Source organism: Paractinoplanes ovalisporus (assembly GCF_016834655.1).
Lineage (GTDB): Bacteria > Actinomycetota > Actinomycetes > Mycobacteriales > Micromonosporaceae > Actinoplanes > Actinoplanes ovalisporus.
Genome location: NZ_JAENHP010000003.1, coordinates 1 through 22,530, shown reverse-complemented (window position 1 = coordinate 22,530; position 22,530 = coordinate 1). Strand labels below are relative to the sequence as shown.

Annotated in this window: 25 protein-coding genes; 10 read left to right on the top strand and 15 right to left on the bottom strand. The window is 72.2% G+C overall.

What is annotated here, in order from left to right; genetic code table 11:
- Positions 1-52 precede the first annotated feature (52 nt).
- The 3 genes from JIG36_RS10265 (at position 53) to JIG36_RS10255 (ending at position 2,687) form a co-directional block, all read left to right on the top strand.
- Positions 53-688: an HNH endonuclease family protein gene (locus JIG36_RS10265; RefSeq protein WP_203375868.1), complete on the top strand. Its 636-nt coding sequence runs from the start codon at positions 53-55 to the stop codon at positions 686-688.
- Between the two features lie 127 nt (positions 689-815).
- Complete coding sequence (locus JIG36_RS10260; RefSeq protein WP_203375867.1) at positions 816-1,706, top strand: acetyltransferase; 891 nt, start codon at positions 816-818, stop codon at positions 1,704-1,706.
- A gap of 33 nt (positions 1,707-1,739) precedes the next feature.
- A complete protein-coding gene (locus JIG36_RS10255) occupies positions 1,740-2,687 on the top strand; it encodes a hypothetical protein (protein WP_203375866.1) in 948 nt (315 codons plus the stop codon).
- A gap of 4 nt (positions 2,688-2,691) precedes the next feature.
- On the opposite strand, the gene JIG36_RS53995 is transcribed toward JIG36_RS10255, so the two are convergent.
- The 3 genes from JIG36_RS53995 to JIG36_RS10240 are packed head-to-tail and all read right to left on the bottom strand — an operon-like array spanning position 2,692 to position 5,413.
- The gene (locus JIG36_RS53995) at positions 2,692-3,918 is read right to left on the bottom strand and encodes a family 1 glycosylhydrolase (protein WP_203375865.1); all 1,227 of its coding nucleotides are present in this window, start codon (positions 3,916-3,918) and stop codon (positions 2,692-2,694) included.
- Between the two features lie 57 nt (positions 3,919-3,975).
- The gene (locus JIG36_RS10245; RefSeq protein ID WP_203375864.1) at positions 3,976-4,902 is read right to left on the bottom strand and encodes a phosphotransferase family protein; all 927 of its coding nucleotides are present in this window, start codon (positions 4,900-4,902) and stop codon (positions 3,976-3,978) included.
- 4 nt (positions 4,903-4,906) lie between these two features.
- Complete coding sequence (locus JIG36_RS10240; protein WP_203375863.1) at positions 4,907-5,413, bottom strand: hypothetical protein; 507 nt, start codon at positions 5,411-5,413, stop codon at positions 4,907-4,909.
- Between JIG36_RS10240 and JIG36_RS10235 the strand changes: the two genes are divergently transcribed.
- Together JIG36_RS10235 and JIG36_RS10230 are read left to right on the top strand one after the other, a co-directional pair.
- On the top strand, positions 5,412-6,125 hold the full coding sequence (locus tag JIG36_RS10235; protein WP_203375862.1) for a lysophospholipid acyltransferase family protein: 714 nt from the start codon (positions 5,412-5,414) through the stop codon (positions 6,123-6,125). The genes JIG36_RS10240 and JIG36_RS10235 overlap by 2 nt on opposite strands.
- Positions 6,122-7,252, top strand: a complete 1,131-nt coding sequence (locus JIG36_RS10230) for a glycosyltransferase (RefSeq protein ID WP_203375861.1) — start codon at positions 6,122-6,124, stop codon at positions 7,250-7,252. The genes JIG36_RS10235 and JIG36_RS10230 overlap by 4 nt, the downstream gene beginning before the upstream one ends.
- A gap of 112 nt (positions 7,253-7,364) precedes the next feature.
- Here JIG36_RS10230 and JIG36_RS10225 read toward each other — a convergent pair whose 3' ends face one another.
- On the bottom strand, positions 7,365-8,780 hold the full coding sequence (locus tag JIG36_RS10225) for an aminotransferase-like domain-containing protein (protein WP_203375860.1): 1,416 nt from the start codon (positions 8,778-8,780) through the stop codon (positions 7,365-7,367).
- Here JIG36_RS10225 and JIG36_RS10220 point away from each other — a divergent pair.
- Positions 8,779-9,693, top strand: coding sequence for a DMT family transporter (locus JIG36_RS10220; RefSeq protein WP_203375859.1), 915 nt, complete (start codon positions 8,779-8,781; stop codon positions 9,691-9,693). The genes JIG36_RS10225 and JIG36_RS10220 overlap by 2 nt on opposite strands.
- A gap of 122 nt (positions 9,694-9,815) precedes the next feature.
- Here JIG36_RS10220 and JIG36_RS10215 read toward each other — a convergent pair whose 3' ends face one another.
- Together JIG36_RS10215 and JIG36_RS10210 are read right to left on the bottom strand one after the other, a co-directional pair.
- Positions 9,816-10,619 carry an alpha/beta hydrolase gene (locus JIG36_RS10215; RefSeq protein WP_203375858.1) on the bottom strand — a complete coding sequence of 268 codons (804 nt, stop codon included), beginning with the start codon at positions 10,617-10,619 and terminating at the stop codon, positions 9,816-9,818.
- Between the two features lie 9 nt (positions 10,620-10,628).
- The gene (locus tag JIG36_RS10210) at positions 10,629-11,288 is read right to left on the bottom strand and encodes a DUF4097 family beta strand repeat-containing protein (protein WP_203375857.1); all 660 of its coding nucleotides are present in this window, start codon (positions 11,286-11,288) and stop codon (positions 10,629-10,631) included.
- 180 nt (positions 11,289-11,468) lie between these two features.
- Between JIG36_RS10210 and JIG36_RS10205 the strand changes: the two genes are divergently transcribed.
- The gene (locus JIG36_RS10205) at positions 11,469-12,203 is read left to right on the top strand and encodes a MarR family transcriptional regulator (RefSeq protein ID WP_203375856.1); all 735 of its coding nucleotides are present in this window, start codon (positions 11,469-11,471) and stop codon (positions 12,201-12,203) included.
- On the opposite strand, the gene JIG36_RS10200 is transcribed toward JIG36_RS10205, so the two are convergent.
- Positions 12,177-13,271 carry a glycosyltransferase gene (locus JIG36_RS10200; protein ID WP_203375855.1) on the bottom strand — a complete coding sequence of 365 codons (1,095 nt, stop codon included), beginning with the start codon at positions 13,269-13,271 and terminating at the stop codon, positions 12,177-12,179. The two genes, JIG36_RS10205 and JIG36_RS10200, sit on opposite strands and share 27 nt — an antisense overlap.
- 40 nt (positions 13,272-13,311) lie before the next feature.
- Between JIG36_RS10200 and JIG36_RS10195 the strand changes: the two genes are divergently transcribed.
- On the top strand, positions 13,312-13,818 hold the full coding sequence (locus JIG36_RS10195) for a GNAT family N-acetyltransferase (protein WP_307872650.1): 507 nt from the start codon (positions 13,312-13,314) through the stop codon (positions 13,816-13,818).
- Here the strand turns inward: JIG36_RS10195 and JIG36_RS10190 are convergent.
- From JIG36_RS10190 to JIG36_RS10175, 4 genes are all read right to left on the bottom strand, one after another.
- Entirely contained in the window at positions 13,801-14,640 is an 840-nt protein-coding gene (locus JIG36_RS10190) for a metallophosphoesterase (protein ID WP_203375853.1), read from the bottom strand. The genes JIG36_RS10195 and JIG36_RS10190 overlap by 18 nt on opposite strands.
- 64 nt (positions 14,641-14,704) lie before the next feature.
- Positions 14,705-15,052: a UBP-type zinc finger domain-containing protein gene (locus tag JIG36_RS53990; RefSeq protein ID WP_203375852.1), complete on the bottom strand. Its 348-nt coding sequence runs from the start codon at positions 15,050-15,052 to the stop codon at positions 14,705-14,707.
- A gap of 10 nt (positions 15,053-15,062) precedes the next feature.
- Positions 15,063-15,527 carry an aminoacyl-tRNA deacylase gene (locus JIG36_RS10180; protein ID WP_203375851.1) on the bottom strand — a complete coding sequence of 155 codons (465 nt, stop codon included), beginning with the start codon at positions 15,525-15,527 and terminating at the stop codon, positions 15,063-15,065.
- Positions 15,528-15,583: 56 nt separating this feature from the next.
- Positions 15,584-15,979: a hypothetical protein gene (locus tag JIG36_RS10175; protein ID WP_203375850.1), complete on the bottom strand. Its 396-nt coding sequence runs from the start codon at positions 15,977-15,979 to the stop codon at positions 15,584-15,586.
- A gap of 232 nt (positions 15,980-16,211) precedes the next feature.
- Between JIG36_RS10175 and JIG36_RS10170 the strand changes: the two genes are divergently transcribed.
- Together JIG36_RS10170 and JIG36_RS10165 are read left to right on the top strand one after the other, a co-directional pair.
- Positions 16,212-16,589, top strand: a complete 378-nt coding sequence (locus tag JIG36_RS10170; protein WP_203375849.1) for a DUF427 domain-containing protein — start codon at positions 16,212-16,214, stop codon at positions 16,587-16,589.
- 40 nt (positions 16,590-16,629) lie between these two features.
- Positions 16,630-17,565 (top strand): alpha/beta hydrolase family protein, encoded by a 936-nt coding sequence (locus tag JIG36_RS10165; RefSeq protein ID WP_203375848.1) that lies wholly within the window; start codon positions 16,630-16,632, stop codon positions 17,563-17,565.
- Here JIG36_RS10165 and JIG36_RS10160 read toward each other — a convergent pair.
- The 4 genes from JIG36_RS10160 to JIG36_RS10145 form a co-directional block, all read right to left on the bottom strand.
- Positions 17,496-18,497: a TIGR03617 family F420-dependent LLM class oxidoreductase gene (locus tag JIG36_RS10160; protein ID WP_203375847.1), complete on the bottom strand. Its 1,002-nt coding sequence runs from the start codon at positions 18,495-18,497 to the stop codon at positions 17,496-17,498. The two genes, JIG36_RS10165 and JIG36_RS10160, sit on opposite strands and share 70 nt — an antisense overlap.
- A 7-nt stretch (positions 18,498-18,504) precedes the next feature.
- Entirely contained in the window at positions 18,505-19,776 is a 1,272-nt protein-coding gene (locus tag JIG36_RS10155; RefSeq protein ID WP_203375846.1) for a hypothetical protein, read from the bottom strand.
- Between the two features lie 471 nt (positions 19,777-20,247).
- Positions 20,248-20,796: an RICIN domain-containing protein gene (locus JIG36_RS10150; protein WP_203375845.1), complete on the bottom strand. Its 549-nt coding sequence runs from the start codon at positions 20,794-20,796 to the stop codon at positions 20,248-20,250.
- Positions 20,797-21,238: 442 nt separating this feature from the next.
- Positions 21,239-22,132: an alpha/beta fold hydrolase gene (locus JIG36_RS10145; RefSeq protein ID WP_307872649.1), complete on the bottom strand. Its 894-nt coding sequence runs from the start codon at positions 22,130-22,132 to the stop codon at positions 21,239-21,241.
- Between the last annotated feature and the right edge of the window lie 398 nt (positions 22,133-22,530).

The following is a 22,530-nucleotide window of genomic DNA, read 5'->3' as shown; positions in this document are numbered from 1 at the left end:
CGACCCGCACACTGATCGACATCTATCTGATGGATGTCGATAGGAGCAGGTCATGCGTCGTCTCGTCACACGGATCTCGCTGCTGGTCACCGGGGTGGTGACCGTCGGCCTGGTCGCCGCCGCGCCGGCCTCGGCCACCCCGCCCAACATCCCGTCCGCCACCACCGCCCAGTCGCAGCTCAACGCGCTCACCGTCGCCACGCAGGGCTCGGCCAGCGGCTACTCGCGCGACCTCTTCCCGCACTGGATCACGATCAGCGGCACCTGCAACACCCGCGAGACAGTGCTCAAGCGGGACGGCAGCAACGTCGTCACCAGCTCGGCCTGCGCGGCCACCTCGGGCAGCTGGTACTCCCCCTACGACGGCGTGACCTGGAGCGCTTCGTCCGACGTCGACATCGACCACGTGGTGCCGCTGGCCGAGGCATGGCGGTCCGGCGCCAGTTCGTGGACCACCTCGAAGCGGCAGAGCTTCGCCAACGACCTGACCCGGCCGCAGCTGATCGCGGTCACCGACAACGTCAACTCCTCGAAGGGCGACCAGGACCCGTCGACCTGGGTGCCGTCACGCACCGCATACCGCTGCACCTACGCCCGCATGTGGATCGGGGTCAAGTACTACTGGAATCTGACCCTGCAGTCGGCGGAGAAGACGGCCCTGCAGAACCTGCTCGATTCGTACTGCTAAATTCTCCCTGTACGCCGTTCGAGCCCGGAAGGAGGTCGCATCGTGTCCCACGTTCTGCGCCCCTTCCGCGGCCCGGCGTCTCCGCGGTTCTGATTCCGGGGCGCATGCATCGCGCCCTGGAGGTTCCATGAGTTCCGTCGTCTGCCGCAATCTGCTTCCGGCCGAGGTTCCGCTGCTCGGCCCGGGCTTCGCCGAGGGGCTGGCCTCCGGCGGCTTCGATCTTTCCCGTACGTGGGTAGCGCTGCGCGACGGCGTCATCGTCGCGCGCGCCGCGTGGGTCCTCCCGCCCGACTCGGTCGGCGACCCGTGGCTGGAGCGCTTCGACCTCGACGACTCCCCCGAGACCGGCGCCGCGCTGCTCACGGCGGCCCACCAGGCGCTCGGCGGGCCCTACCCGTTCTACGCCGTGCTGCCCGTCGCCGCGAATGTGGCCGAGGCGGCCCGTCTCGCCGGCCTGGTCCCCACCGTCGAACGCCACCGCTTCCGCTGGACCGGCCCCGCCCCGGCCGCCGCCGAGAGAGCGCCAGCCGGAGGCGGGGTTCGCGCAGCCGCCGGAGCGCACGCTGGGGACGGAGTTCGCGCCGCCACCGGCGAGGAAGCGGGCGAACTGGTGGCGAGGATCCCGGAGCCCGACGTGCTGACCGGCTCGGAGACGGCCCGTACGGTGGCCGGCCTCGACCTCGCCCACAACCCGGTCCCCTGGGTCACCGGCCCGGCCGCAGCCTGGCATGTGCTCGACGACGAAAGCGACGGCGGTGGAGTGGCCGGCACGGCGGGCGACGCCTGCTGGCCCATGCTGGTCTACCTGGGCGTGCTGCCCGGCGCCGCCCCGGGAGCCCGCGAACGGTTGCTGGCCGCCTCGTTGCGGGCCCTGGCCGAGGGCGGCGCCGAAGAGGTGATCGCCGACGTGGTGTCGACCCGGACGGAGACGATCGCCGATCTGGAGGCGGCCGGCTTCCATCAGATCCGGGCCCGGCTGGCGTTCGAGCCCAGGGACAGATCAGGGACCGTTTCCTAGTGGCTCCACGCCGCCGAGCCTACGTTCGGCGCCATGAGCTACACATTGCTGCGCGGAAGCTTCGTCATCCGCTACCCCGACATCCCACGCCAAGGCCCGGAGCCCGACGGCGACACGATCAAGTTCCGGCCCGACACCCCCGGGCTGGTCGAGGGGCTGCCCCGGCCGTCGGGGCGCCCGCCCGGCATCACTCGGCGCGGGATCTCCGTGCGGCTGGAGGCGGTCGACGCCCTGGAGACCCACTTCGAGGACACCCATCAGGAGCTCGCGGGCGCCGACCTGGCCCGCGACGAGCTGCTGCGCCGGCTCGGGTTCACCAACGTCGTCTTCTTCGACGACCTGCCCAACAAGGTCCGCTCGGCCGACCAGGACAGCCTGCGCGGTCACGTGCTGTCCAACGGGATCGACGCGAACGGACGGATGATCGGTTTCGTCTACGCGGGCGAGGCCGACCAGCCGGACGGGTCGTCCGTGTTCGTCGACGAGGCCCTGGTCGACCAGTCGGTGAACGCGGCGCTGCTGGCCGACGGGCACACGTACCCGGCGTTCTACGGCACGCTGCCGACCACCCTGCGGGCCCACCTGGCGGCGTCGTCGCGGGCGGCGCGGGCGGCCGGCAAGGGCGTGTGGCCGCGGTCGACGGCCGACCCCGACGGCGCCGCGGTGGTGCCGGACGAGGCCTCATTGGAGAAGCTCGTCATCGGGCCGAAGTTGTTCCGCCGGGCCGTGTCCTACCTGGCGACCGGCCGGACCGACTTCGACGGGTTCGACGAGTGGCTGCGCGCCGATCCGGTGCACCGCGACGACCGGCTGTTCCGCCTGGACACGCTGGAGCCGTCCAACATGCACGACGTGGTGGCCGCGGCCGGCCGGAGCCTGCAGCTGACGGTCTGGCCCGAGGATTTTGTCATCGAGCCCGATCCGGCCCCCGCTGGTTCCCCGACCCGCCCCGGCTTGGCTGCCCTGTCCGCCTCTCGTTGAGGCCTCAGCGGAGGGCGATGCCGTTCGCCCGCGCCACCGCCGAGTAGACCGCCGCGCTCGGTTTGGGGGTGCGGGCGAACGTCGTCCGGTCGACGCTGTGCAGCCCGAGGCGGGTGCCGTAGCCGAAGACCCACTCGAAGTTGTCCATCAGCGTCCAGTGCAGATAGCCGAGCACCGGCACGCCGTCGTCGATCGCGTCGAGCAGCCCGGCCAGCGACGGCTCGATGTAGGCGGCCCGCCGGGTGTCGTCGTCGGTGGCCATGCCGTGCTCGGTGACGAGGATCGGGACACCCGTTTCCCCGTACGCGTACCGCACGGCCCCGCCGAGCGAGCCCACGTCGACCCCGGCGTAGAGGCCCGCGCCCTCGACCAGCCCGTTGCCGTCGTACCGCATCCGCTCGTAGTTCTGCACACCCAGGAAGTCGTCGTCGCGGGCCAGGTCGAGCCAGCGCGCGTAGACCTGATCGCGTTTGTGGTCGCGTACCTTCGGGTCGTCGCCGGAGACCTGATCGTCGACCACGGCCAGCGAGAACCCGACCGGCAGGTCCGGGCGGCGCGCCTTGATGGCCGCACGCGCGGCGACGTGTCCGGCGGTCAGCCCGTCGGCCATGGCGTCCAGCTCCTCGGGGAGAACCACGTTGGCGAGGCGGTAGCGTGGCACTCCGGCGGCCCGGCTCGCCGCCTCCAGGGTCGCGCGTTCCAGGTCCCGTACGAGATCGGGAAGCGGCATCCACGTGAGAAGGCGCGGCAGGTTCGGTTCGTTGAGCGTGACCGCCACCTCGATGAGGTCGCCGAACGCGGCCATCACCCGGTCGCAGTAGCGGGCGAACAGCGCCGGCGCCGCGGGGTCGAGCCAGCCCGCGCGCCCGGCGAACCAGTGCGGCGCCGTGAAGTGGTTGAACGTGACGACCGGGGCCAGACCGAGTTCCCGGCAACGGCCGGCGATCGCCGCGTAGTGGTCGAGGGCGGCGGCGTCGAACTCGCCCTCGCGCGGCTCGACCCGGGCCCACTCGACCGAGAACCGGTACGCGGTCAGGCCCATCCCGGCGGCGAGGCCGACGTCCTCCCGCCACCTCGCGTAACCGTCACAGGCCGGGCCGGACGGCTCGCGGAAGACGGTCGGGCTCACGTGTTCGGCGAACCATGTGTCGCTGGTGTGGTTGCCGCCTTCGGTCTGGTGGCCCGCGCCGGCGACACCCCAGCGGAACCCAGCGGGAAACGTCCTGGTCACGCCCCCGATCGCAGCAGCTCGCGGCGGGCCGGGTCAATCGCGGCGTGGCGATACGTGCTATGCGCCGAGCAGGTCGCGGATGCGGGTGACGGAACGCTGGAAGTAGCGGTGAGCGGGCGGGCGGGTCAGGAAGTCGGCCAGGGCGAACAGGTCGAGGCCCTGGCTCAGACGGCGCCAGTTCGGGGGCAGGTCGCCGCCCGCGTCACGGAAGCCGGCCAGGAACCCGTCGAGGTAGGCCGGTGGGCGCGGGTCACGCAGCATGTTGCCGATGTCGACCAGGGGGCTGCTGCTGAACGCGTACTCCCAGTCGAGCACCGCACTGAGCCGGTGGCCGCCCTCGTGCTCGGTGGCGAGGAGGTTCTTGGGGTTGAAATCGGAGTGGACCAGACGCCGGGATCCCTTGAGGGCGGCCAGTTCCGGCGCGACGTCGGAGGCGTAGCGCCGCAGCGCGTCCTGCTCGGCGCCGGTGAGGTGGCCGGCCGCGTTGCCCTCGCGCAGGCACCGGTCGACGAACAGGTCGAGACCGTCGACGGGTTCGAAGCCGTCGGGTTCCAGGGCGCCTCCGGGCGTCAGAGCGGCGGCGGCGAAGAAACCGGGGGCGTCGAACTCGATGCTGCCGATGCGGGCGAGGGTGGCGCCGACGTCACGGCCCAGGGCGGGGTCGTCGGTCTCGGCCAGGATCTCGCCGACCGGGCGCCCGGGCACGAACGCCGACAGCAGCACGGGTTCGCCCGCGGACTCGCCGGTGGGGTCCGAGGCGATCACCTCGGGGACCGGTACCACCGTCGCGACCCGCCGGGCGATGGCTTCCTCGAGCGCGCACTTGTTGGCCTTCAGATAGCGGCGCAGCACGTACCGGGAACCGTCATCGGTCGTCAGGAGCGTGTTGTCGTTGCTGTAGCCGCCGGTGAGCGTGCGGGTCGCGGTGATGCGCCGCCCAGGCAGAGCCGCGGTCTCGGCCCAGTGCGCGAGGGAACGGTCCATGGCCCTATCCCAGCAGAGCCTCGCGGACGACGGGCCACCAGTGGCGTCCGTCCGGGGCTTCGGTGACCCAGGTCCCGTCACCCGCGACCGGTTCCAGCGTGGGGTCGCGGGGCGTGAAGACGAGGATGTTCACCACCGGGACGGGCAGGGTGTAGCTCTCGTCGGGCTCGGGGACGATGTTGCGGACGTACCCGATGCAGCGTGTCTCGGCCGGTGCCCCGAGGATCCGCCGGCACAGCTCGGCCACGCCGTCGACCGGCAGCCGCCACCCTTCCGGCGTACCAAGAAAGAGGGTCGGAAGGTCGAGGCCGTTGGCCGTGGGCACGCAATAGAACTCCTTGCCGCCCCGCGTCACCAGCAGCCGGACGATCGGTGTGGGCCGGGGGATGTCGAGGTCGTCGCCGGCCCAGAACTCGGCGCTGCTCCCCGGTGGGAGCCAGGGCGCGCCCGGCAGAGAGCCGATCAGCCGTGGAAAGTCCATCACCGCGCCATTCTCTACGATGTCGGCCATGCTGCGGATCTTCTCGGTGGCCTACTGGGCGTTCATCGGGGTCAGTTGTGTGGTCTTCTTCGCCGGCGCCGTGCTGGTCTGGCTGGTGACGCTGCCGTTCGACCGGCGCCGGGTCGTGCTGCATCTCTACTCGTCGGCGTGGGCGTCGTTCTACGTCTATGTGAACCCGTTGTGGCGGCTGCGGGTCACCGGTCGCGACCGGGCACCCCGGCACGGCGCGGCGGTGCTGGTCGCCAACCACGCGTCGCTGATCGACATCCTGGTGCTGTTCGCGCTGTTCCGCCCGTTCAAGTGGGTCTCCAAGCAGGAGATCTTCCAGGTGCCGCTGATCGGGTGGAACATGCGGCTCAACGACTATGTGCCGCTGGTGCGGGGCAGCGCCGATTCGGTGCGCCGGATGATGGACCACTGCGACCGGCTGCTGGCCGCGGGCTCCCCGGTCATGATCTTCCCGGAGGGCCGGCGCACCTCCGACGGCGAGCTGCTGCCCTTCAAGGACGGGGCTTTTGAGCTGGCCGTACGCCATCAGGTGCCGGTCGTCCCGATCGCGGTCCACGGCACGCGGCGTGCCCTTCCCCGGCACGGGCTCGTATTGCGTGACCACGTCGACGTCCACGTCGAGGTGCTGCCGCCGATCGACCCGGGCGACGACACCCAGGCCCTGAGGGAATCCGCTCGGACGTCCATCGCGAGTGCCCTGACCCGGCCGTGAGAATCGCGCACTTCTGCGACAGCTTCGCGGGCCGCCCCGACGGCGTGTCCCGGTCGGCGGCCCTGACGGTCGGGCTGTTGCGGGCGGCCGGGTTCGAGGTGGATTTCTACGAGCCGGGACGCGTACGGTCCGTGCCCCTCCCCGGGCGGCAGCTGCGCGTCGCCTCGCCCTGGTTCCGGTGCGAGCCGGCCGACGTGGTCCACGTGCACACGTGCGGGCCGATCGGGATGACCGGGTTCCGGATGGCCGAGCGGTGGCGGGTTCCGCTCGTCGTCACGTGGCACACCGACCTGGTGGCGTACGGGGACACGTTCCCCGAGATCCCGATCGGCGCGTCGTGGTGCGCGTGGCGGCTGCGGCTGGGCTGGACGCCGTCCGAGTTCCTGGAGCTGGCGCGGGCGGGCCCGGCCCGGCGGGCCCGGCTGGTGGTGCTGGGCCAGGGCATGTTCGCGCGCATGGCGGTGGCGATCGCGCCGTCGGACAAGACCGCGGCCGGGTTCCGGGAGTTCGCCACCGCGGCCGGGCTCCCCCGGATCTGTGTTCTGCCCACGCCGGTCGAGGCGGCCGAACCCCGGGAACCGGGCCGGCGCGGCGATGTCGTGCTGTCGGTGGGCCGCGCCACCGCCGAGAAGAACCCGGCGCTGCTCCTCGACGCGTTCGGGTTGCTGCGCCGCGACAGGCCCGGCGCCCGGCTGGTGCTGCTCGGTGTCCGGCAGGGCCGTGCCGGGTTGGCCCGCCGGATCGCCGCCGCCGGGCTCGCCGGCCACGTCGACGTGCTGCCGCCGGTTCCGCGCGAGGAGGTCGCCATCCACTACCGCGCGGCCGACGTGCTCGCGTTCGCGTCCACGACGGACACGCAGAGCCTCGTGCTGGCCGAAGCCGAGGCGATCGGCCTGCCGGTCGTGGTGGCCGACCCCGCCCTGGGGTCGCGGCCGGGTGGCGGCCCGCCCCGGTTCACTTGCGCGCCCACCGCGCCCGCGCTCGCCGCCGCGCTGGACCGGATGCTGGACGACGACGATCTGCGTACGAGGGTGGTCGCCGAAGGCTTGACGGCCACCCGGGCCTACCCGCCGGAGGTCTATCTGGCCCGTCTCGCCGAGCTGTACCGCACAACAATCGGGAGCTGACCGGAATCGCTGCTCCGATGCCGGACGCCCTCCTCACAACACTCGGGAACCGACCCGGAACCGCCGCTCGCCGATGAGCACGAGGGCCCGGCCCTTTCCCGGACACCCTCTTTCACAACGCTCGGCGTGACGACGCGGACGCTTCGACCGCCCGCTTCAGCCGCTGGACGGCCTCGTCCATCAGCTCGGGCGGGGACGCGGCGTAGGTGAGCCGCAAGTGGGGCGCGGGCGGCTCGGCCGCGAACCACGGACGGCCGGGGAAAACGATCACGCCGTGGGCCGCGGCCGCAGTGGCCACTGCGGTGTCGTCGAGGTCGGGGTCGAGGCGCACCCACAAGTGCAGGCCGCCGTCGGGCACAGGTCCGTCGTGCAGCGGCAGGTGCCGACGCAGGGCGGCCAGCAACGCGTCGCGCCGGGCCCGCAGCTCCCGGCGTAGCGCCCGGCGATGGCGGTCCCAGGCCGGTGACGTCACCAGTTCGAGCGCGGCCTGCTGCAACGGGCCGGAGACGAACAGATCGTCGAGCAGCCGGGCCGCCCGCAACCGCGCACCGGCCGGGCCCCGCGCGCCGATGGCCGCGATGCGCAGGCCCGGTGCGGCCGGCTTGGTCAGGGAGCGTAGATAGACCACATGACCGTCGGCGTCCCCGGCCGCGAGCGGGGGCGGCGCCGTGCCGTCGATGGTCAGATCGCGGGCGTAGTCGTCCTCGATCAGAAAAGACCCCGCTTCCCGTACGGCGTCGAGCACCTCGCTGCGGCGATGCGCGGCGAGGGTGGCGCCGGTCGGGTTGGCGTGCAGGGGCTGGCAGTAGAAGAGGCGGGCACCGGTGCGCGTGAACGCCGCCCGCAGCTGATCGGGACGCACCCCCTCGGCGTCGGCCGGAACGGGGACCACGACGAGCCCTGCCGCCCGGGCCGCCGCCAGCGCGCCGAGATAGGTGGGCGACTCGACGAGCAGCGTGTCACCCGGAGCGGCCAGCGCCCGCAGCGTCGTGGAGATCGCGGCCTGGCCGCCGGGGCAGATCACCATGTCGTCCGCGCGCAGACCAAGGTCGCGGGCGAACCAGGCGCGCAGTTCGGCGCGACCTTCAGCCGGTCCCCGCAGCCAGGCGCCGGGTTGCCGGGCGGCCCGGGCCAGGGCCGCGCCCAGGGCGGCGGACGGCTGGAGTTCGGGATCCAGGTAACCGCCGGAAAGCGCGATGGCCCCGGCCGGCGGCACCGCGAGCAGCGCCTGAAGTTCCTCCTCGCCGGACCGGCGGGCGCCGAGGGCAACGGTCTGCCACGACAGGTCGCCCCGGGCGGGGTCGGCATGGTCACCGGGGCGCGCGGCGACGTACGTCCCCTGCCCCGGGCGGGCTTCCACGACGCCTTCGCGGACCAGCGCGCGGATCGCCGCCGCCACGGTCACCGGCGACGCGTGGTGGCGAGCCGTCAGGTCACGGACGGAGGGCAGGCGCGAGCCCACGACCGCCGCGGTGGCCGCCCGGCGCAGATCTTGGATAACGCGTTCGGCTGCGTTACCGTCATTCATGAGAGCAGAGAGTAGCGCTATCGAGCGCCCGGCGGTAACGCCACCCGGTTCCGGCCGATCCGGGCTCGTGCTGGGGGCGCTCGGAGTTCTGGCGTTCAGCATGTCGTTGCCCGCGACCCGGGTGGCCGTCCACGACCTCGATCCGTGGTTCGTGGCGTTCGGGCGGGCGGTGGGTGCGGCCGCCCTGGCCGCGGCCTACCTGGCCGCCACCCGCGCGCCCCGGCCGACCCGTGAGCAGGGGCGCCGGCTGGTCGTCGTCGCGTTGGGCGTGGTGGTCGGGTTCCCGCTGTTCACCTCGCTCGCCCTGACCACTCAGACCTCGGCCCACGGCGCGGTGGTCGTCACGCTGCTGCCCGCGCTGACCGCGGTCTTCGCCGTGCTGCGGGCCGGCGAGCGCCCGCCGCCGCTGTTCTGGCTGGCCGGCCTGGCCGGTCTGGCCGCGGTCCTGACGTTCCTGGTGACCGCCGGCGCCACCGGGGGCGCCCTCTCCCCCGCCGACCTGTTCCTGCTGGCCGCGGTCGTGCTGTGCGGCCTCGGTTACGCCGAGGGCGGCGCCCTGTCCCGTTCCCTGGGCGGCGCCCGCACGATCTGCTGGGCCCTGCTCGTCTCGCTACCCGTGACCGTGCCGATCACCCTGTTCGCGGCCGCCGCGAACCCGCCGCAGGCCGGTCCCGCCGCCTGGCTGTCGTTCGGCTACCTGACCGCGGTCTCGATGCTCCTGGGCTTCTTCGCCTGGTATGCGGGCCTGGCCCGGGGCGGGATCGCCCGGGTGGGCCAGATCCAGCTGGCCCAGCCCGTGCTCACCCTGCTCTGGTCGGCCCTGCTGCTGGGCGAGACCGTCACCCCGGCCTCGTTGGCGGCCGCGGTGGTCGTGCTCGCCTGCGTGGCCCTGATCCAGCGGATCCGCCGTTGACCCCGGTCACGAGGCGACACCTGCCTGGCCCCGGCCCCGCGACCCCGCCGCTGGCCCTGGTCACGAGGCGACACCTGCGTGGCCCCGATCCAGCAGACCCGCCGCTGACCGCAGCGACCGCGTCACGAGGCCACGTCCTCGCGGTCCAGGGCGGCCACCTCCCGCACCGCGCCGGCCACGGCCCGGAAGTCCTTGCGCAGGATCGCGCCGTGGTTACTGGACACCTTGGCGCTGACCCGGATGTGGGCGTTGCTCCCGGTCACCGCGTCGAGTCCGGTCCGGATCCGCTCCTGCTCGTCACCCTGGCTCCCGAACGACGCCCCCGAGGCAATGACGTAGCGGGTCGGGACGGCCAGACGGTTCAGCACCGGGCCCAGCTCGTCCGTGCGGGACAGCCGGCCGAGCTCGATGTTGCTCTCGGCCTGCTGCGCCGCGGTCATGCGGGGCATCAGCCCGGCCAGCCGCAACACCGGCGCGACCACGCTCAGCCGGCCGAACAGGGTGCGGATCCGCTTCTCCATGGCCTCGTCCAGCCAGTCGTACGGGAAAGCTCCGTCGACCAGAACGGCGCCCACCGTCCGCTCCGGGTTGCGGGCCGCCCAGTGCGCCGCCACGACCGCGCCGTAGGACCAGCCCACCAGCAGCGCCCGTTCGACGCCCCGGGCGGCGAGAACCGCGTCCACATCCCGGACGGCCGCCTCGAACGAGTAGTCGGCCGAGCGATGCGACTTGCGGCCGCGGGCCCGCTCGTCGAACGTGATGTGCCGCCACGACGGGCCGAGTTCCGCCAGCACCCGCCGCCAGTAACCCTGGGTGGCGAACTGACCGTTGAGGTAGATCACCGGCAGGCCGTCGCCGCCGGAGTCGGTGACCGCGAGGGCGGTGTCGTCCACCGGCACCAGGCCGGTCCATTCCGGAATTGTCATCAGAACCTCTCAGAGGGTGCGGGCGACGATGTCGCCGTGGGCGGTGGTGGCGTGGATGTCGAGCTCGGCCGTGCCGTCGTTCTTCAGGGAGTTGGCAACCTTGCCGTACGAGGTGCCGGCGTCCAGCGAGGCCGACGAGCCCGCGGCGGCGGCGATCGTGATGCTGCCGGAGTGGGTGGTCAGGACGACCTTGCCGCGCACGGCCTCGCCGATCCGGATGTCGCCGCGGTTGGTGCTGATCTCGGCCGGGCCGTGCAGGCGGCCGACCTCGACGTCGCCGTCGACCGCGGTGAGGCGGACGCTCGCGGCCTCGTCGAGCTTGATGTGGCGGTAGGCGCCCTCGAAGGCCACGTCGCCGAGCCGGCCGACGCCGCGCAGCTCGGTGGCGGCGCAGGTGGCCTCGACGCCGGAACCGGCGGGCAGCTGGACGGTGACCTCAACCGACCCGGCGTTGTCGTGCGCCGGGGCGGCGACCCGCAGGACCCCGTCGGCGAAGTCGACCGTGGTGCCGCCGGCCGACCGCACGTCGCGGTTGTTGCCGGCGTCGACCGGCCGGACCTCGACCGCGGTGTCGGCCCGGTCGGCGGCGATGAGCTGGATGCGGCCGGCCGGGACGGTCAGGACGGCGGAGATCGGGGCGGAGGTGGCGAAGGTGCTGTTGTTTTCCATGTGCGAAACGCTACGTTGCCTTTCCACCTGGCTTCAACACCAAAGTTGCAATGGACGCCAGTAACAGCAGCTAGAGCGCGTACAAGTGTTGCATCCGCTGTGAATCTAACGCAACGGCGCATTGCAATGGACCTGACGTAAACGCTAAGGTGGTGCTGCCGCGACACGAAGGAGGGCACCATGCCGGGAGGCCGACTCACCCAGCAGGAACGCCGGCAGATCGCGCTCGGGCTGGCCGACAGCCTCCCCTACGCCGAGATCGCCCGGCGCCTCGACCGTCCCACCTCGACGGTCACGCGCGAGGTGATGCGCAACGGCGGCCCCAACGCGTATCGCGCCGACCTCGCCCACCACGCGACCGAACACCGCGCCCGCCGCCGCAAACCGGCCGCCCCGCGCGGGCCGCAACCGGCCGCGCCGGCCCACGGGCGTGACGCGGAGGCCGTGGCGGCGTACGAGGAAACGCTCACCGCCGTCCTCACCGGCTCGGGCCTGCCGCGGATGACCGCCCGCGTGCTGACCTGCCTGTTCACCGTCGACGAGGGCAGCCTCACCGCCGCCCAGCTGGCCCGGCGCCTGCAGGTCAGCCCGGCCTCCATCTCGAAGGCCATCGCTTTCCTCGAGAGCCAGAGCCTGGTGCGCCGGGAACGCGACGAGCGCCGCCGCGACCGCTACATCGTCGACGACGAGCTGTTCTATCAGGCCACCATCGCCAGCGCCCGCGCCAACGACCAGCTCATCGCCACCGCGCGTGAGGGCGTCACCGTGCTCGGACCCGACACCCCGGCCGCCGACCGGCTCGAGAAGATCGCCCGGTTCCTCGACTTCGTCAGCGAGAACATCCTGCGCGCGGCCGAACAGGGCCGGGCCGTGCTGCACACCCGGCCGTCAGCGCCGGATCAGAGCCTCCAGTGACGGCACCACCGACGCCGGCTCGGGCATCGCCGCGATCTCGGCGGCCACCTCCTGGGCCGCCGTGCGCAGGCTCTCGTCGGTGACCAGGCGGGTCAGGTCGGCGGCGGTGATGGCCTTCGCCTCGACGGCCAGGCCGGCGCCCCGCCTCGCGAGCAGGGCCGAGTTGAAGCGGCGGTCACCGGCGCCGGGAGTGGTCAGCTGGGGCACGCCCGCGGCCAGGCCACCGAGCACGCTCCCAGCTCCGGAGTGGTGGATGAAGCCCTGCGCGTACGGCAACACCTCGTTCAGCGGCACACGGTCCACCGCCCGTACGTTGGAAGGAAGTTGACCGTTGCCGGCAGGCCGCACGAGCACGAAGTCGGCGTCCACATCGGCCGCCGCGGCGACCACCGCCGGACCGGGGTCGCCGTCGTTGGGACCGGCGAGCGTGCTGCGGCTGACCAGAACCCGGGGCCGTGGGCCCGGTTCGAGCAGCCAGCCGGGAACGTCACCGCCGCCCGACCAGGGCACCGGGCGCATCGGCAACGCTCCGCCGATCGGCTCGGGTCGCACGCTCGCGGGTGTGACGGCGAGGGTCAGTTCCGGATCGGGCGTGGGCTGCGCGGCCATGGCCGAACTGGTCGTCACCGCCCGGAACAGCTCCGGGGCCGGCCACAACGTGTTCTCCTGCAGCACCGACGGGATGCCGAGCCGGCCCGCGACCACGGCCCCGGCCTCGCTCAGCGACTCGTAGACGATCAGGTCGGGGCGTTCCCGCCCGGCCAGGGCGAGCAGCGGGCCGACCAGCGACTGGTTGGCCCGGCCGAACAGCTCGCCGACAAAACCGTGCCCGGCCGTCCCCCGCATCTCGGCCCGCGCGACCAGCGGATGACGGAGCGCCGCCCGCATCGCGCTGCGCGGCAGGCTGAACCCGGCCCCGATGTCGGCCGTGCGCAGGCCCAGCACGTCGGGCGGAAAGCCGCCACTGGCCAGGACCACGTCGTGGCCGGCGTCACGGCAGGCAGCGGCGAGCGGGATCAGCGGCAGCAGATGCCCCTGCAGCGGTGCGGCGACGAAGACGATGCGCATGACCGGTTTCTACCACGGACGACGCGTACGCTCGGTCCCCGTGATCCGCATCGTGCACCTCGACGCCGCCGTCTTCCGGGCGCTCGCCGACGGCGACCTCGCCACTGCCAACCGGCTCGCCCCGGTTCCGGCCTCGGAGTGGCTGGCCGGGCCGGAATGCCGGGACGTCTGGCGGATGCGGCTCGGCCAGGCCCTCGACGACCCGGGCAGCGAGGCCTGGACGACCGGGATCGTCTGGGATCCCGTACGGGAAAAGGCCGTTGGTCGTGCCGGTTTTCACGGCCCGCCCGACGCGGACGGGATGGTCGAGATCGGCTACGCGATAGATCCGGCCTTCCGGCGACAGGGTTGTGCGCGGGCGGCCCTGGAGGCGTTGCTGGCCCGGGCCCGGCAGGAACCGGCCGTGAACCGGGTGCGGGCCAGCATCCGCCCCGACAACGTCGCGTCGTCCAACCTGGCCCTGCCCTACGGCTTCGTGCCGGTGGGCGAGCAGTGGGACGACGAGGACGGCCTCGAGATCGTCTATGAGCTAGCCGTCGCGGCCTAGGGCCTGCCCTAGCCGGGCGATCACGTCGGACATCGCCTCGGCGCTCGTCTCGTGGGCGGTCTCGCCGGCGTGCGGGTCGCGGGCGTGCAGCACGTGCAGCAGCGGCGACTGCGGGGTGCTCAGGTCGACCAGGGTGGCCGAGGCCCCGCGTACGGCCCGCTCGGTTCCGGGCGCCGCGGTGAGGTCGATGCGGTTGACCACGCCCGGCGTGACCCACACCGGCACCGACTCGAGCAGGCCGAACAGCTGCAGGTGGAAATGACCGGTGAGGATCAGGCGGACGTCGCTGCCGCGGATCGCCTCGGCCAGGGCGCCCGGGTTGAGCAGGCCCAGCTTGTGCTGCACCTCGACGCCGGGCAGCGCGATCGGCGGGTGGTGGAAGGCCAGCACCGTGCCGTGGGGCGCCGGGGTCGCGAGCTCGCCGCGCAGCCACTGCAACTGGTCGTCGCCGAGCCACCCGTAGGCTTTGCCGGGCACCAGGGTGTCGAGGGTGATGACGCGGTGACCCCGGATGCCGGTCGCCGCGACCAGGTCGTCGCCCAGCACCGACGCGAACGCCTTGCGTTCGTCGTGGTTGCCGGTCGTCCACAGCACCGGGACGCCGCGCCCGGCCGCGAAACCGCCGACCAGCTCGCGCACGGCCTCGTAGGCCGCCACGCTGCCGTCGTCGGCGACATCACCGGTCACCAGCACGGCGTCAAGGCCGGTCAGATGGTCGCAGTCGGCCAGCATGCGGCGCAGCGACGCCCGCGGGTCGATGCCGTCGGTGTTGGGCCCGGGCGCGGCGGTCAGATGGGTGTCCGACAGGTGCAGGATCCTCATCGGACGACGCTATCGAGGATCCCGCCCACGCCACGACAGCCACCGGACGGCCGGTGGCCTGCTCTCAGCGGTTGAGTTTCGTGCGCCAGTCGTCGGGGACGGAACCGGCCGGGCCCGGGACGGGCTGGTCGGACGGCCGGCTGTCGGCGGGCGCCAGCTTCGGGCCGTTCGCCGCCTCCTCGGTCGAGAAGTCCCAGAACCAGTCCTCACCCGGCTCGAACGACTGGATGACCGGGTGGCCGGTCTCGCGCCAGTGGGCGGTGGCGTGCTGGGCCGGTGAGGTGTCGCAGCAGCCGATGTGCCCGCACTGGGCGCAGCGTCGCAGGTGGAACCACCACCCGCCGTTGTCGAGGCACTCGACGCAGCCGGTGCCGGAAGGGGGAACGTCGGGCTGGATCGCTTCGCTCGTCACGCGACGAAACCTACCCCACGGCCTCGGTCACGTCAGCGAACCGGCCGCCGAGCGCCGCCACCGCCTCGTCGGCCGGCACCTGCAGGCCCACGCCGCGTTCACCGGCCCCGAGGTTGATCGTCCTTCCCGCCGTACGGGAATCCGCGATCACCGGCCACGCCCGCGCCGAGCCGAACGGGGTGATGGTGCCGCGCTCGTAGCCGGTGGCCGCCTTGGCCGTGGCCGCGTCGGGCATCGACAGCCGGTTGACGCCGAGCAGCGCCCGCAGCTTGGGCCAGGAGATCGACCGGTCGCCGGGGACCAGCACGAACACGTAGTCGTCGTCGGCGCGACGCACCACCAGGGTCTTCACCAGGTCGCGGACCTCGACGCCCTGGGCCGCGGCGGCCTCTTCGACGCTGCTGACCGGGCCGTGGCTCAGCAGCTTGACGGCCAGGCCCAGCGAGGTGGCGGCGGCTTCGGCGGGATTGCTCATTGATCGAAAATAGCGTCAGGCCACACCCGGAGCGGGTGTGGCCTGGCTTTCAGTTCTCAGCGCTGACGGTTGTCGTCGTCGCCCGGGCCGCGATCGTCGTCGTGGTCACGGCCGCGGTCACGGTCGTTGTCGCGGTCACGCCAGTCACGGTCCCGCGAGACCGACAGCTCCCAGTCGCCGCGGTGACGACCCCACCGGACGAAGTCGCAGTCGTAGTCGTCCCACCGGTCGCGACGTTCACCGACGCGGCCGATCCACTCGCATTCGCGCCGTGAATCGTAGTAACCGACGGTCCATTCACGGTCGCGACGCGGCTGGTCAGCCGTGGTCGTGGCCGTGCGGGCCGCTGGGTCTGGTGCGGATGTCGACGCCATGGCCGGAGCAGCCCCGAGCGTCGCGCCCGTCATCAGGCTCAGTCCGGCGAGTGTCAGAATCCGCGTTGCCGCTTTCATGGTTCACCCTTCCTCGAGCCGATTTGTGCCCTGTCAGATCACCACGCCGCATCGCCCGGCATGCGGCAATCACGGCCTTTGGACCGTTCGGTTGAGGTAGGGATGGATATAGGTCCCGAATACCGGGGCAGGGCTGACGCGGCACCCGCGGTATGCGCCACGCACAGCGGGAATGGTGGTGTGCGAGAGCGGATTGATCCGAGAGCAGACCGCAGACACCTGAGGAGACATCATGTCCGATCGTCCCGTGCTGGAACCCGGCCCCGACCACCCGATCACGATCACGCCGAGCGAGGCGCACATCGTGGTCAAGGCGGGTGGCAAGGTGGTCGCCGACACGCGCAACGCGCTCTCCCTGCAGGAGGCGAACTACCCGGCCGTGCCGTACATCCCGCTCACCGACGTCGACCAGTCGCTGCTGGAACGTACGGAGACGACGACCTACTGCCCGTACAAGGGCGACGCGAGCTACTACTCGATCCCGTCCGGCGGCGACAAGGCGGTCGACGCCATCTGGGTCTACGAGAACCCCCGGCCGGCCGTGGCCGAGATCAAGGACCACGTGGCGTTCTATCCGAACCGGGTCGATTCGATCGAGGTCACAGCCTGACCATAGGCCGCGCACAGAAACCTGCGGCAGCGTAGGGCCGGTGCGTAGACGAACCCTGTTGCTCAGCATGTCGGCCGCCGCGGCCGGTGGACTCGCGGTGAAGGCGGGACAGGCGTCGGCCGCCGAGCGGACCGTCCTGTCCTCGGTCAAGAACTCGACGCTGGTGGCGCGCACGGTGACGCCGTACGTGCCGCAAGCGGGACAGTCGCCGGGCGCCGTCCGGACCGTCGCGCGCCACAACTTCTCGTTCGCGCGCGACGGCCGGGCCCTGCCGACCGAGGTCTGGTATCCGGTGGGACCCGGCCCCTACCCGGTGGTGCTGTTCAGCCACGGGTTGCACGCGCAGCCCGACGACTACGCGGAACTGCTCGCCGGCTGGGCCCTGGCCGGCTTCGTGGTGGCGGCCCCGCGCTATCCGCACACCGCGACCGGCACGTCCCGGTTCAACGCGTACGACCTGGTCAACCAGCCCGAGGACGCGTCCGAGGTGCTCACCCAGATCGTCGCCCGCAACACCTCCGGCAGCGGTCCCCTGCGCGGCCGCCTCGACACCGCACGGCTGGCCGCGGCCGGGCACTCGGGCGGCGGCATCACCACCGCCGGCCTGTTCAGCGCCCACCGCGACCAGCGGCTCAAGGCGGGCATCCTGGTCTCCGGAACCGATTTCCTCGGTACGCCGTTCACCGGCCCGCCCGCGGCCATGCTGATGGTGCACGGCCGCCAGGACACCTCGGTCCGGTACGACGCGGCCCGCACCGTCTACGAGGCGATCCCGTGGTCACGGGCCATGCTGTCGGTCACCGAGGGCGGCCATCAGATCTCCGGCGCCCCGCTCACCACGGTCAGCGCGGCGTTCCTGCGCTGGAGCCTCTACGGCGGCCGGCCGGGCCTGGAAGCGGCGGCGGCTCAGGGCTCGGTCGCGACCCTGGACAACGAGCTCGCCGCGGCCGCCTTGAGCGCCGGGTCGACCTCGTAGGGCGTATAGAGCGAGATCCGGTCGACGAGCTTGCCGAACCGCTCCCGGGCCCCCTGCGCCCCCACCACGGCGAACGTATCGAGCACGTCGTCGCTGATCAGCGCGGTCATCTCACCCCAGGCCTGCCGGCGCGACAGGGAGTTGAGCCGGTCGGCCAGTTCACCCCAGCCGTGCATGTCGAGCACCGCTCGATAAGCGGGCGTGGAGGCGTAGAAGGCGATCTGACCCTTGACCGCCTGCTCGGCCTTCGACCGGGCGGCCTCGTCCTCGCCGAGCACGACCATGGGCGACAGGCAGACCGTGAAGTCGTCGAGGCTGCCGCCGCGGGCCTCCCGCAACGCCGGGCGGGTCTTCTCAGCCAGGTAGGCGGCGCTGGTCAGCGGATGCACGAGCAGGCCGTCGGCGACGCGTCCCGCGGTCCGCGTCATCTTCTCGCCCACCGCGGCGACAAAGATCTCCGGGTTCCCGTACGGGTTGGGGCCCGGGTTGAAGAAGTCGGTCATCAGTGTGTGCCGGTAGAACTCGCCCCGGAACGCCAGCCGCTCGCCGCCCCACGCCGTCCAGACGGCCCGGACCGCCCGCACGAACTCCTCCATGCGGGCGGCCGGCTTGCCCCACGGCATCGCGAAACGGCGCTCGATGTGGGCCTGCACCTGCGAACCCAGGCCCAGCTGGAAACGGCCTTCGCTGATCAGCTGAAGGTCGTTGGCGAGCGTGGCCACGGTCATCGGGTTGCGCGCGAACGCGACCGCGATGGCCGACTGCAGCGTGATGCGTTCGGTGGCGCGGGCGGCCAGGGTGAGGGCGGTGAAGACGTCGTGCCGGGTCTCGGCGGCGCCGAACCCGTCGTACCCGTCCTTCTCGGCGGCCACCGCGGCCGCCTCGACCTGGATCGGTGTGGCCGCGACGTCGGCGGCGAAGTCAACCAGCATGCCTCAGCTATAGCACCTGCCGGCGGACCCACCTCACGCACGCCCGGTCGACCGTGGCGAACGGGACCCCGTACGCGTCGCGGGAGGCCTGATCCAGCTCGTTGTCCTGGGTCAGCACCAGGCGCACGAAGGTGAACAGCCGGGTGTCGCCGTACTTCTTCGCCATGCAGTCGACCGCGAGGTGGCTCAGGCCGTAGAACGCGTCGCCCGTACGCGGCGAGTCGTCCGGCCCCGGTTGCTTGGGGATCATCGAGGTGGCCTTCTCCCGGTTCAGCTGCCACCGCACGCTGCCGCGCCGCAGGCTCCGGGCCGCGCTGACCGGCGACCAGCCGATGTATTCGGCGATGCCCTCGCTCAGCCAGGTGTCCTCGGCGGCGTCGGCCCGGTAGGCGCCGGAGAGCGTGACGACATGGCCGAGCTCGTGCTGCAGGGCGACGCGCAGCATGACCGGGTCGTCCTCGAGCTCCTTCATCCGCAGCATCACGTCGATGCCGTACATGTTGAGCGGGATGGCCAGGCCGATCGCCCAGTCGTCCTCCTCACCGCCGTACCAGCGGCGCCACTGCGACTCGCCGGCCAGATAGATCCGGTAGCGCGACTGCGGCGTCCCGATCATCGCCGCGAACCGGTCGTCGATCTTCGCGGCCGCCTCGGCCACCGGCAGCACCTGGCTCAGATAGCGCCGCTGCGCCGGGGCCGCGAACAACGTGACCCGGGTCCCCCGCAACGCGACCAGTTCCCCGTTCTCCCACGGCGCCGGCCTTCGCGGGTCGTCACTGGGTCCCGGCCCCGCGGCGCTGATCACGTAACGCCCGCCGACCGGCCGCAGGGTGAGCTTCTGCTCGATCCGGGGCGGTTTCTGCCAGTCGCTGCCCGCCTTGTCCGGGCACATGTCGGTGCCGAGGCAGTAGGACACCTCGGCCCGGAACGAGACCGAGGTGGGCTTGCCCGCGACCGGCTGACCGATGCCCGCCGCGTAGTCGAAGCGCGTGACGTCGAGGGCCCGCAGCGACCGGAACATGGCGCGGTAGCGAGCTTTCAGCGGCCCGTCGACGGCGGCCAGCCAGCCTTGCTCGTCCCCACCGATGAGCGCCTTCGAGTGTTCCCGAAGAGAGGCAACTGCTTTCTCGTACGGGGTCAGGGGGCCGGCGTTGGCGGCGGACGCCCCCGCCGCTCCGGCCGAGATGGCCGTGCGGGGTCGTTCGGGTCGCGAGACAACCAGTCCGGTGGTGAGCAGCAGAACGCCCACGGCAAGCGTGGCAAGTAAGGCGCGGCGCATGGGCGACCCGTTCCACTCCGTCGGCCGGGAAGAGAAGGACGCATCTCATCACATCGAATCCACCCGCGTCAGCGCCATCCCCCGCGGGTGCCAGGAAATCTTGCAAGACTGACGGTCGTCGGGCGGCATGGTCCCGCCGGCCCGCCCCCACCGGCGACAGGTGGACAGCGAGCAGCGACCTCAAGAGATTCTCGACCAGGGTGGTGGAGACACGACGACAAGCCCGGACTGCGCCGGCGCCGGCTGCTCAGCGCTCTCGCGGCGGGCTGGTCATCCTCGACGGGTTCGACGAACTTTCGGAGCCGGTCCGGGCCGCGGCCGAGGACTGGCCAACGGGCGGGAACTGCGGATCCACTACGTCGCGGCGATCGGCGACTACCACGCGGTCTCGTGATCGGCGTTCGTACGGGCCGGCTTCCGCGTCGTCGAAGTGGGGCGAGCCGCGGCCGGTCTACTACTTCGGCACAGATGTCAGCGCTGGCGGACGGTCATGCCGGGGAACGGGAGGCCGACCACGCGGACGGTCCAGCGGCGGGTTCCGTGGGTTCCGGCGCAGGAGTCCTGGACGGCCACGCCGCTCTGGACCTGGAGGCACTTGCCGGTGCGGGTGTTGACGACCTTGGCGGTCTCGCCCAGGGAGTCGCGCAACTCCCAGCGCCGGGACGCGACGTTGCCGCAGGGGGCCAGGCCGGCCCGGGCGCCGTCCGTTGTGGTGCCGCCGGGCATGGTCAGGCAGGTGTTGGTGCGCACGTTCAGGATCTCGAACGTGCCGGTGACGTCGACCGGGCGGAAGCGCCAGCGGTACGGGTCGGAGGTCGCGCACGGCAGTTCGGTCATGCCCGAGGTGAGGCACCAGTGGCTGGCCGCGTTGATCAGCTGGAAGTCGAGGCCGACCAGGTCGATCGGGTTGGGCGCGCGACCGCTCGCCGAGCCTTCCTGGACGCGGCCGGTCGGGGCGGCGCCGGCGCCGTAGGCCGGGGCGGCGCTTTGAGTTGGACCGCCCGCTGGGCTTTGAGTCATGGCTCCGGCGGAAGCCTGACCTGCGGCACCCGGCTGAGCCTGGTCCGCCGCGCCCGCTGGGACCGGACCTGCGGCGCCTCCGGGGGTCTCGTTGGCGGGGCGGCCGCCGTTCAGGACGGACTGCGGCGCTGTCGGGAGTTCGCTGTAGCCGCCGGCCCCTCTCGTGTCGCCCGGCGCCTGCATGGTGGGAGACGGCGACGGAGCTGCGGTCGGGCCGGCTGGGGAGCCGATGCGGACCGGGCCGGCCGAAGCCGGAGCCACTGCCGTGCCGCGCCCGGACGACGCCGGTGAGCCGACGCCGGCGAGTCGGTCCTCCGGGAGCGGGGAGGCCTGAGCGGCGGCGACGGGGGTCAGCAGGGTCGGGAGGGTGGCGGTAACCAGGGCCGTGAAGAAGGCGGAACTGCGGCGCATGACCGCCACCCTAGCCGAATTGTCCGGATTGTCAGGGAAGGGCGACCGGTTCGGTGTGCCGCGCCGCCAGGTCGCGTTCGGCGTCCCGCGCCATCAGGTCGCGCAGCGCCCCGGCGACCAGGCCGGGGGCTTCCTCGGCCATGAAGTGGCCGCACGAGACCGGAATGTGCTTCAGGTCCGGCGCCCACGCACGCCAGAGAGCGGCGGCGTCGAAGCCCAGTTGCGCACCCCAGTCCTGTTGAAGAACGGTCACCGGCATGGACAGGGTGCGGCCGGCGGCCCGATCGAGACGGTCGTGCTCGACGTCGATGCCGGCCGACGCCCGGTAGTCGGCCACGATCGACGGCACCGCGGCCCGGCAGGCGGCCAGGTATTCGGCGCGCACCTCGGGCGGGATCGCGGCCGGGTCGCGCGTCCACAGGTCGAGGAAGTAGCCGAAGAACTCGTCGGCCGTGGCGGCGATCATCCGCTCGGGCAGGCCCGGCGGTTGCGCCATCAGGTAGAGGTGAAAGCCGACCGCCGCCGACTCGCCGCGCATCACGTCCCACATGTCCAGCGTCGGCAGCACATCGAGCGACGCCAGGTGGCTCACATGCTCGGGGTGGTCGAGCCCGGCCCGGATCGCCACCAGCGCACCCCGGTCATGCCCGGCCAGCGCGAACCGTTCGTGCCCCAGCTCGCCGGCCAGACGCACGACGTCACGGGCCATCGTGCGCTTGGAGTAGGTCGCCGGCGAGGCTTCCGCCGGCTTGTCGCTCGCCCCGTAACCGCGCAGGTCCGGGCAGATCACCGTGTGGTCGGCGGCCAACTCCTCAGCCACGTGCCGCCACATCAGATGGGTCTGCGGAAACCCGTGAAGCAGCACGATCGGACTTCCACTGCCGCGCACCTGGACGAACAGTTCCACGCCGTCGTCAACGCGCACCCTGTGTTCTTCAACCATGTCGCCCACCCTCCCCTGAGCGAATGAGCAACCAATGAGCGTCACCGACACGCCCGCCCACGACGCCCCGCACGCAAACGACCGCCCGGCAACTTCCACCGACGCACGAACACTCACGTGCACGACCCACCGCACGCAACGCGCAAAACGAACAACCGGCCAGCACCACCAACGCACGAACACACACGCGCACGACTCACCGCACGCAACGCGCAAAACGAACAACCGGCGAGCACCGCCGGCGCGCGACATATGAACCGCCCCGGGTTTGGTAGCGGCTAGATGGGTTGGGTTTCCGTCCTGGTAGGGCGGGGTTTGTTGGGTTGGTGCAGGGTTTCGAAGTCGGCTGGTGGCAGGTCCGCGGCGCCGGTGTGGATGCG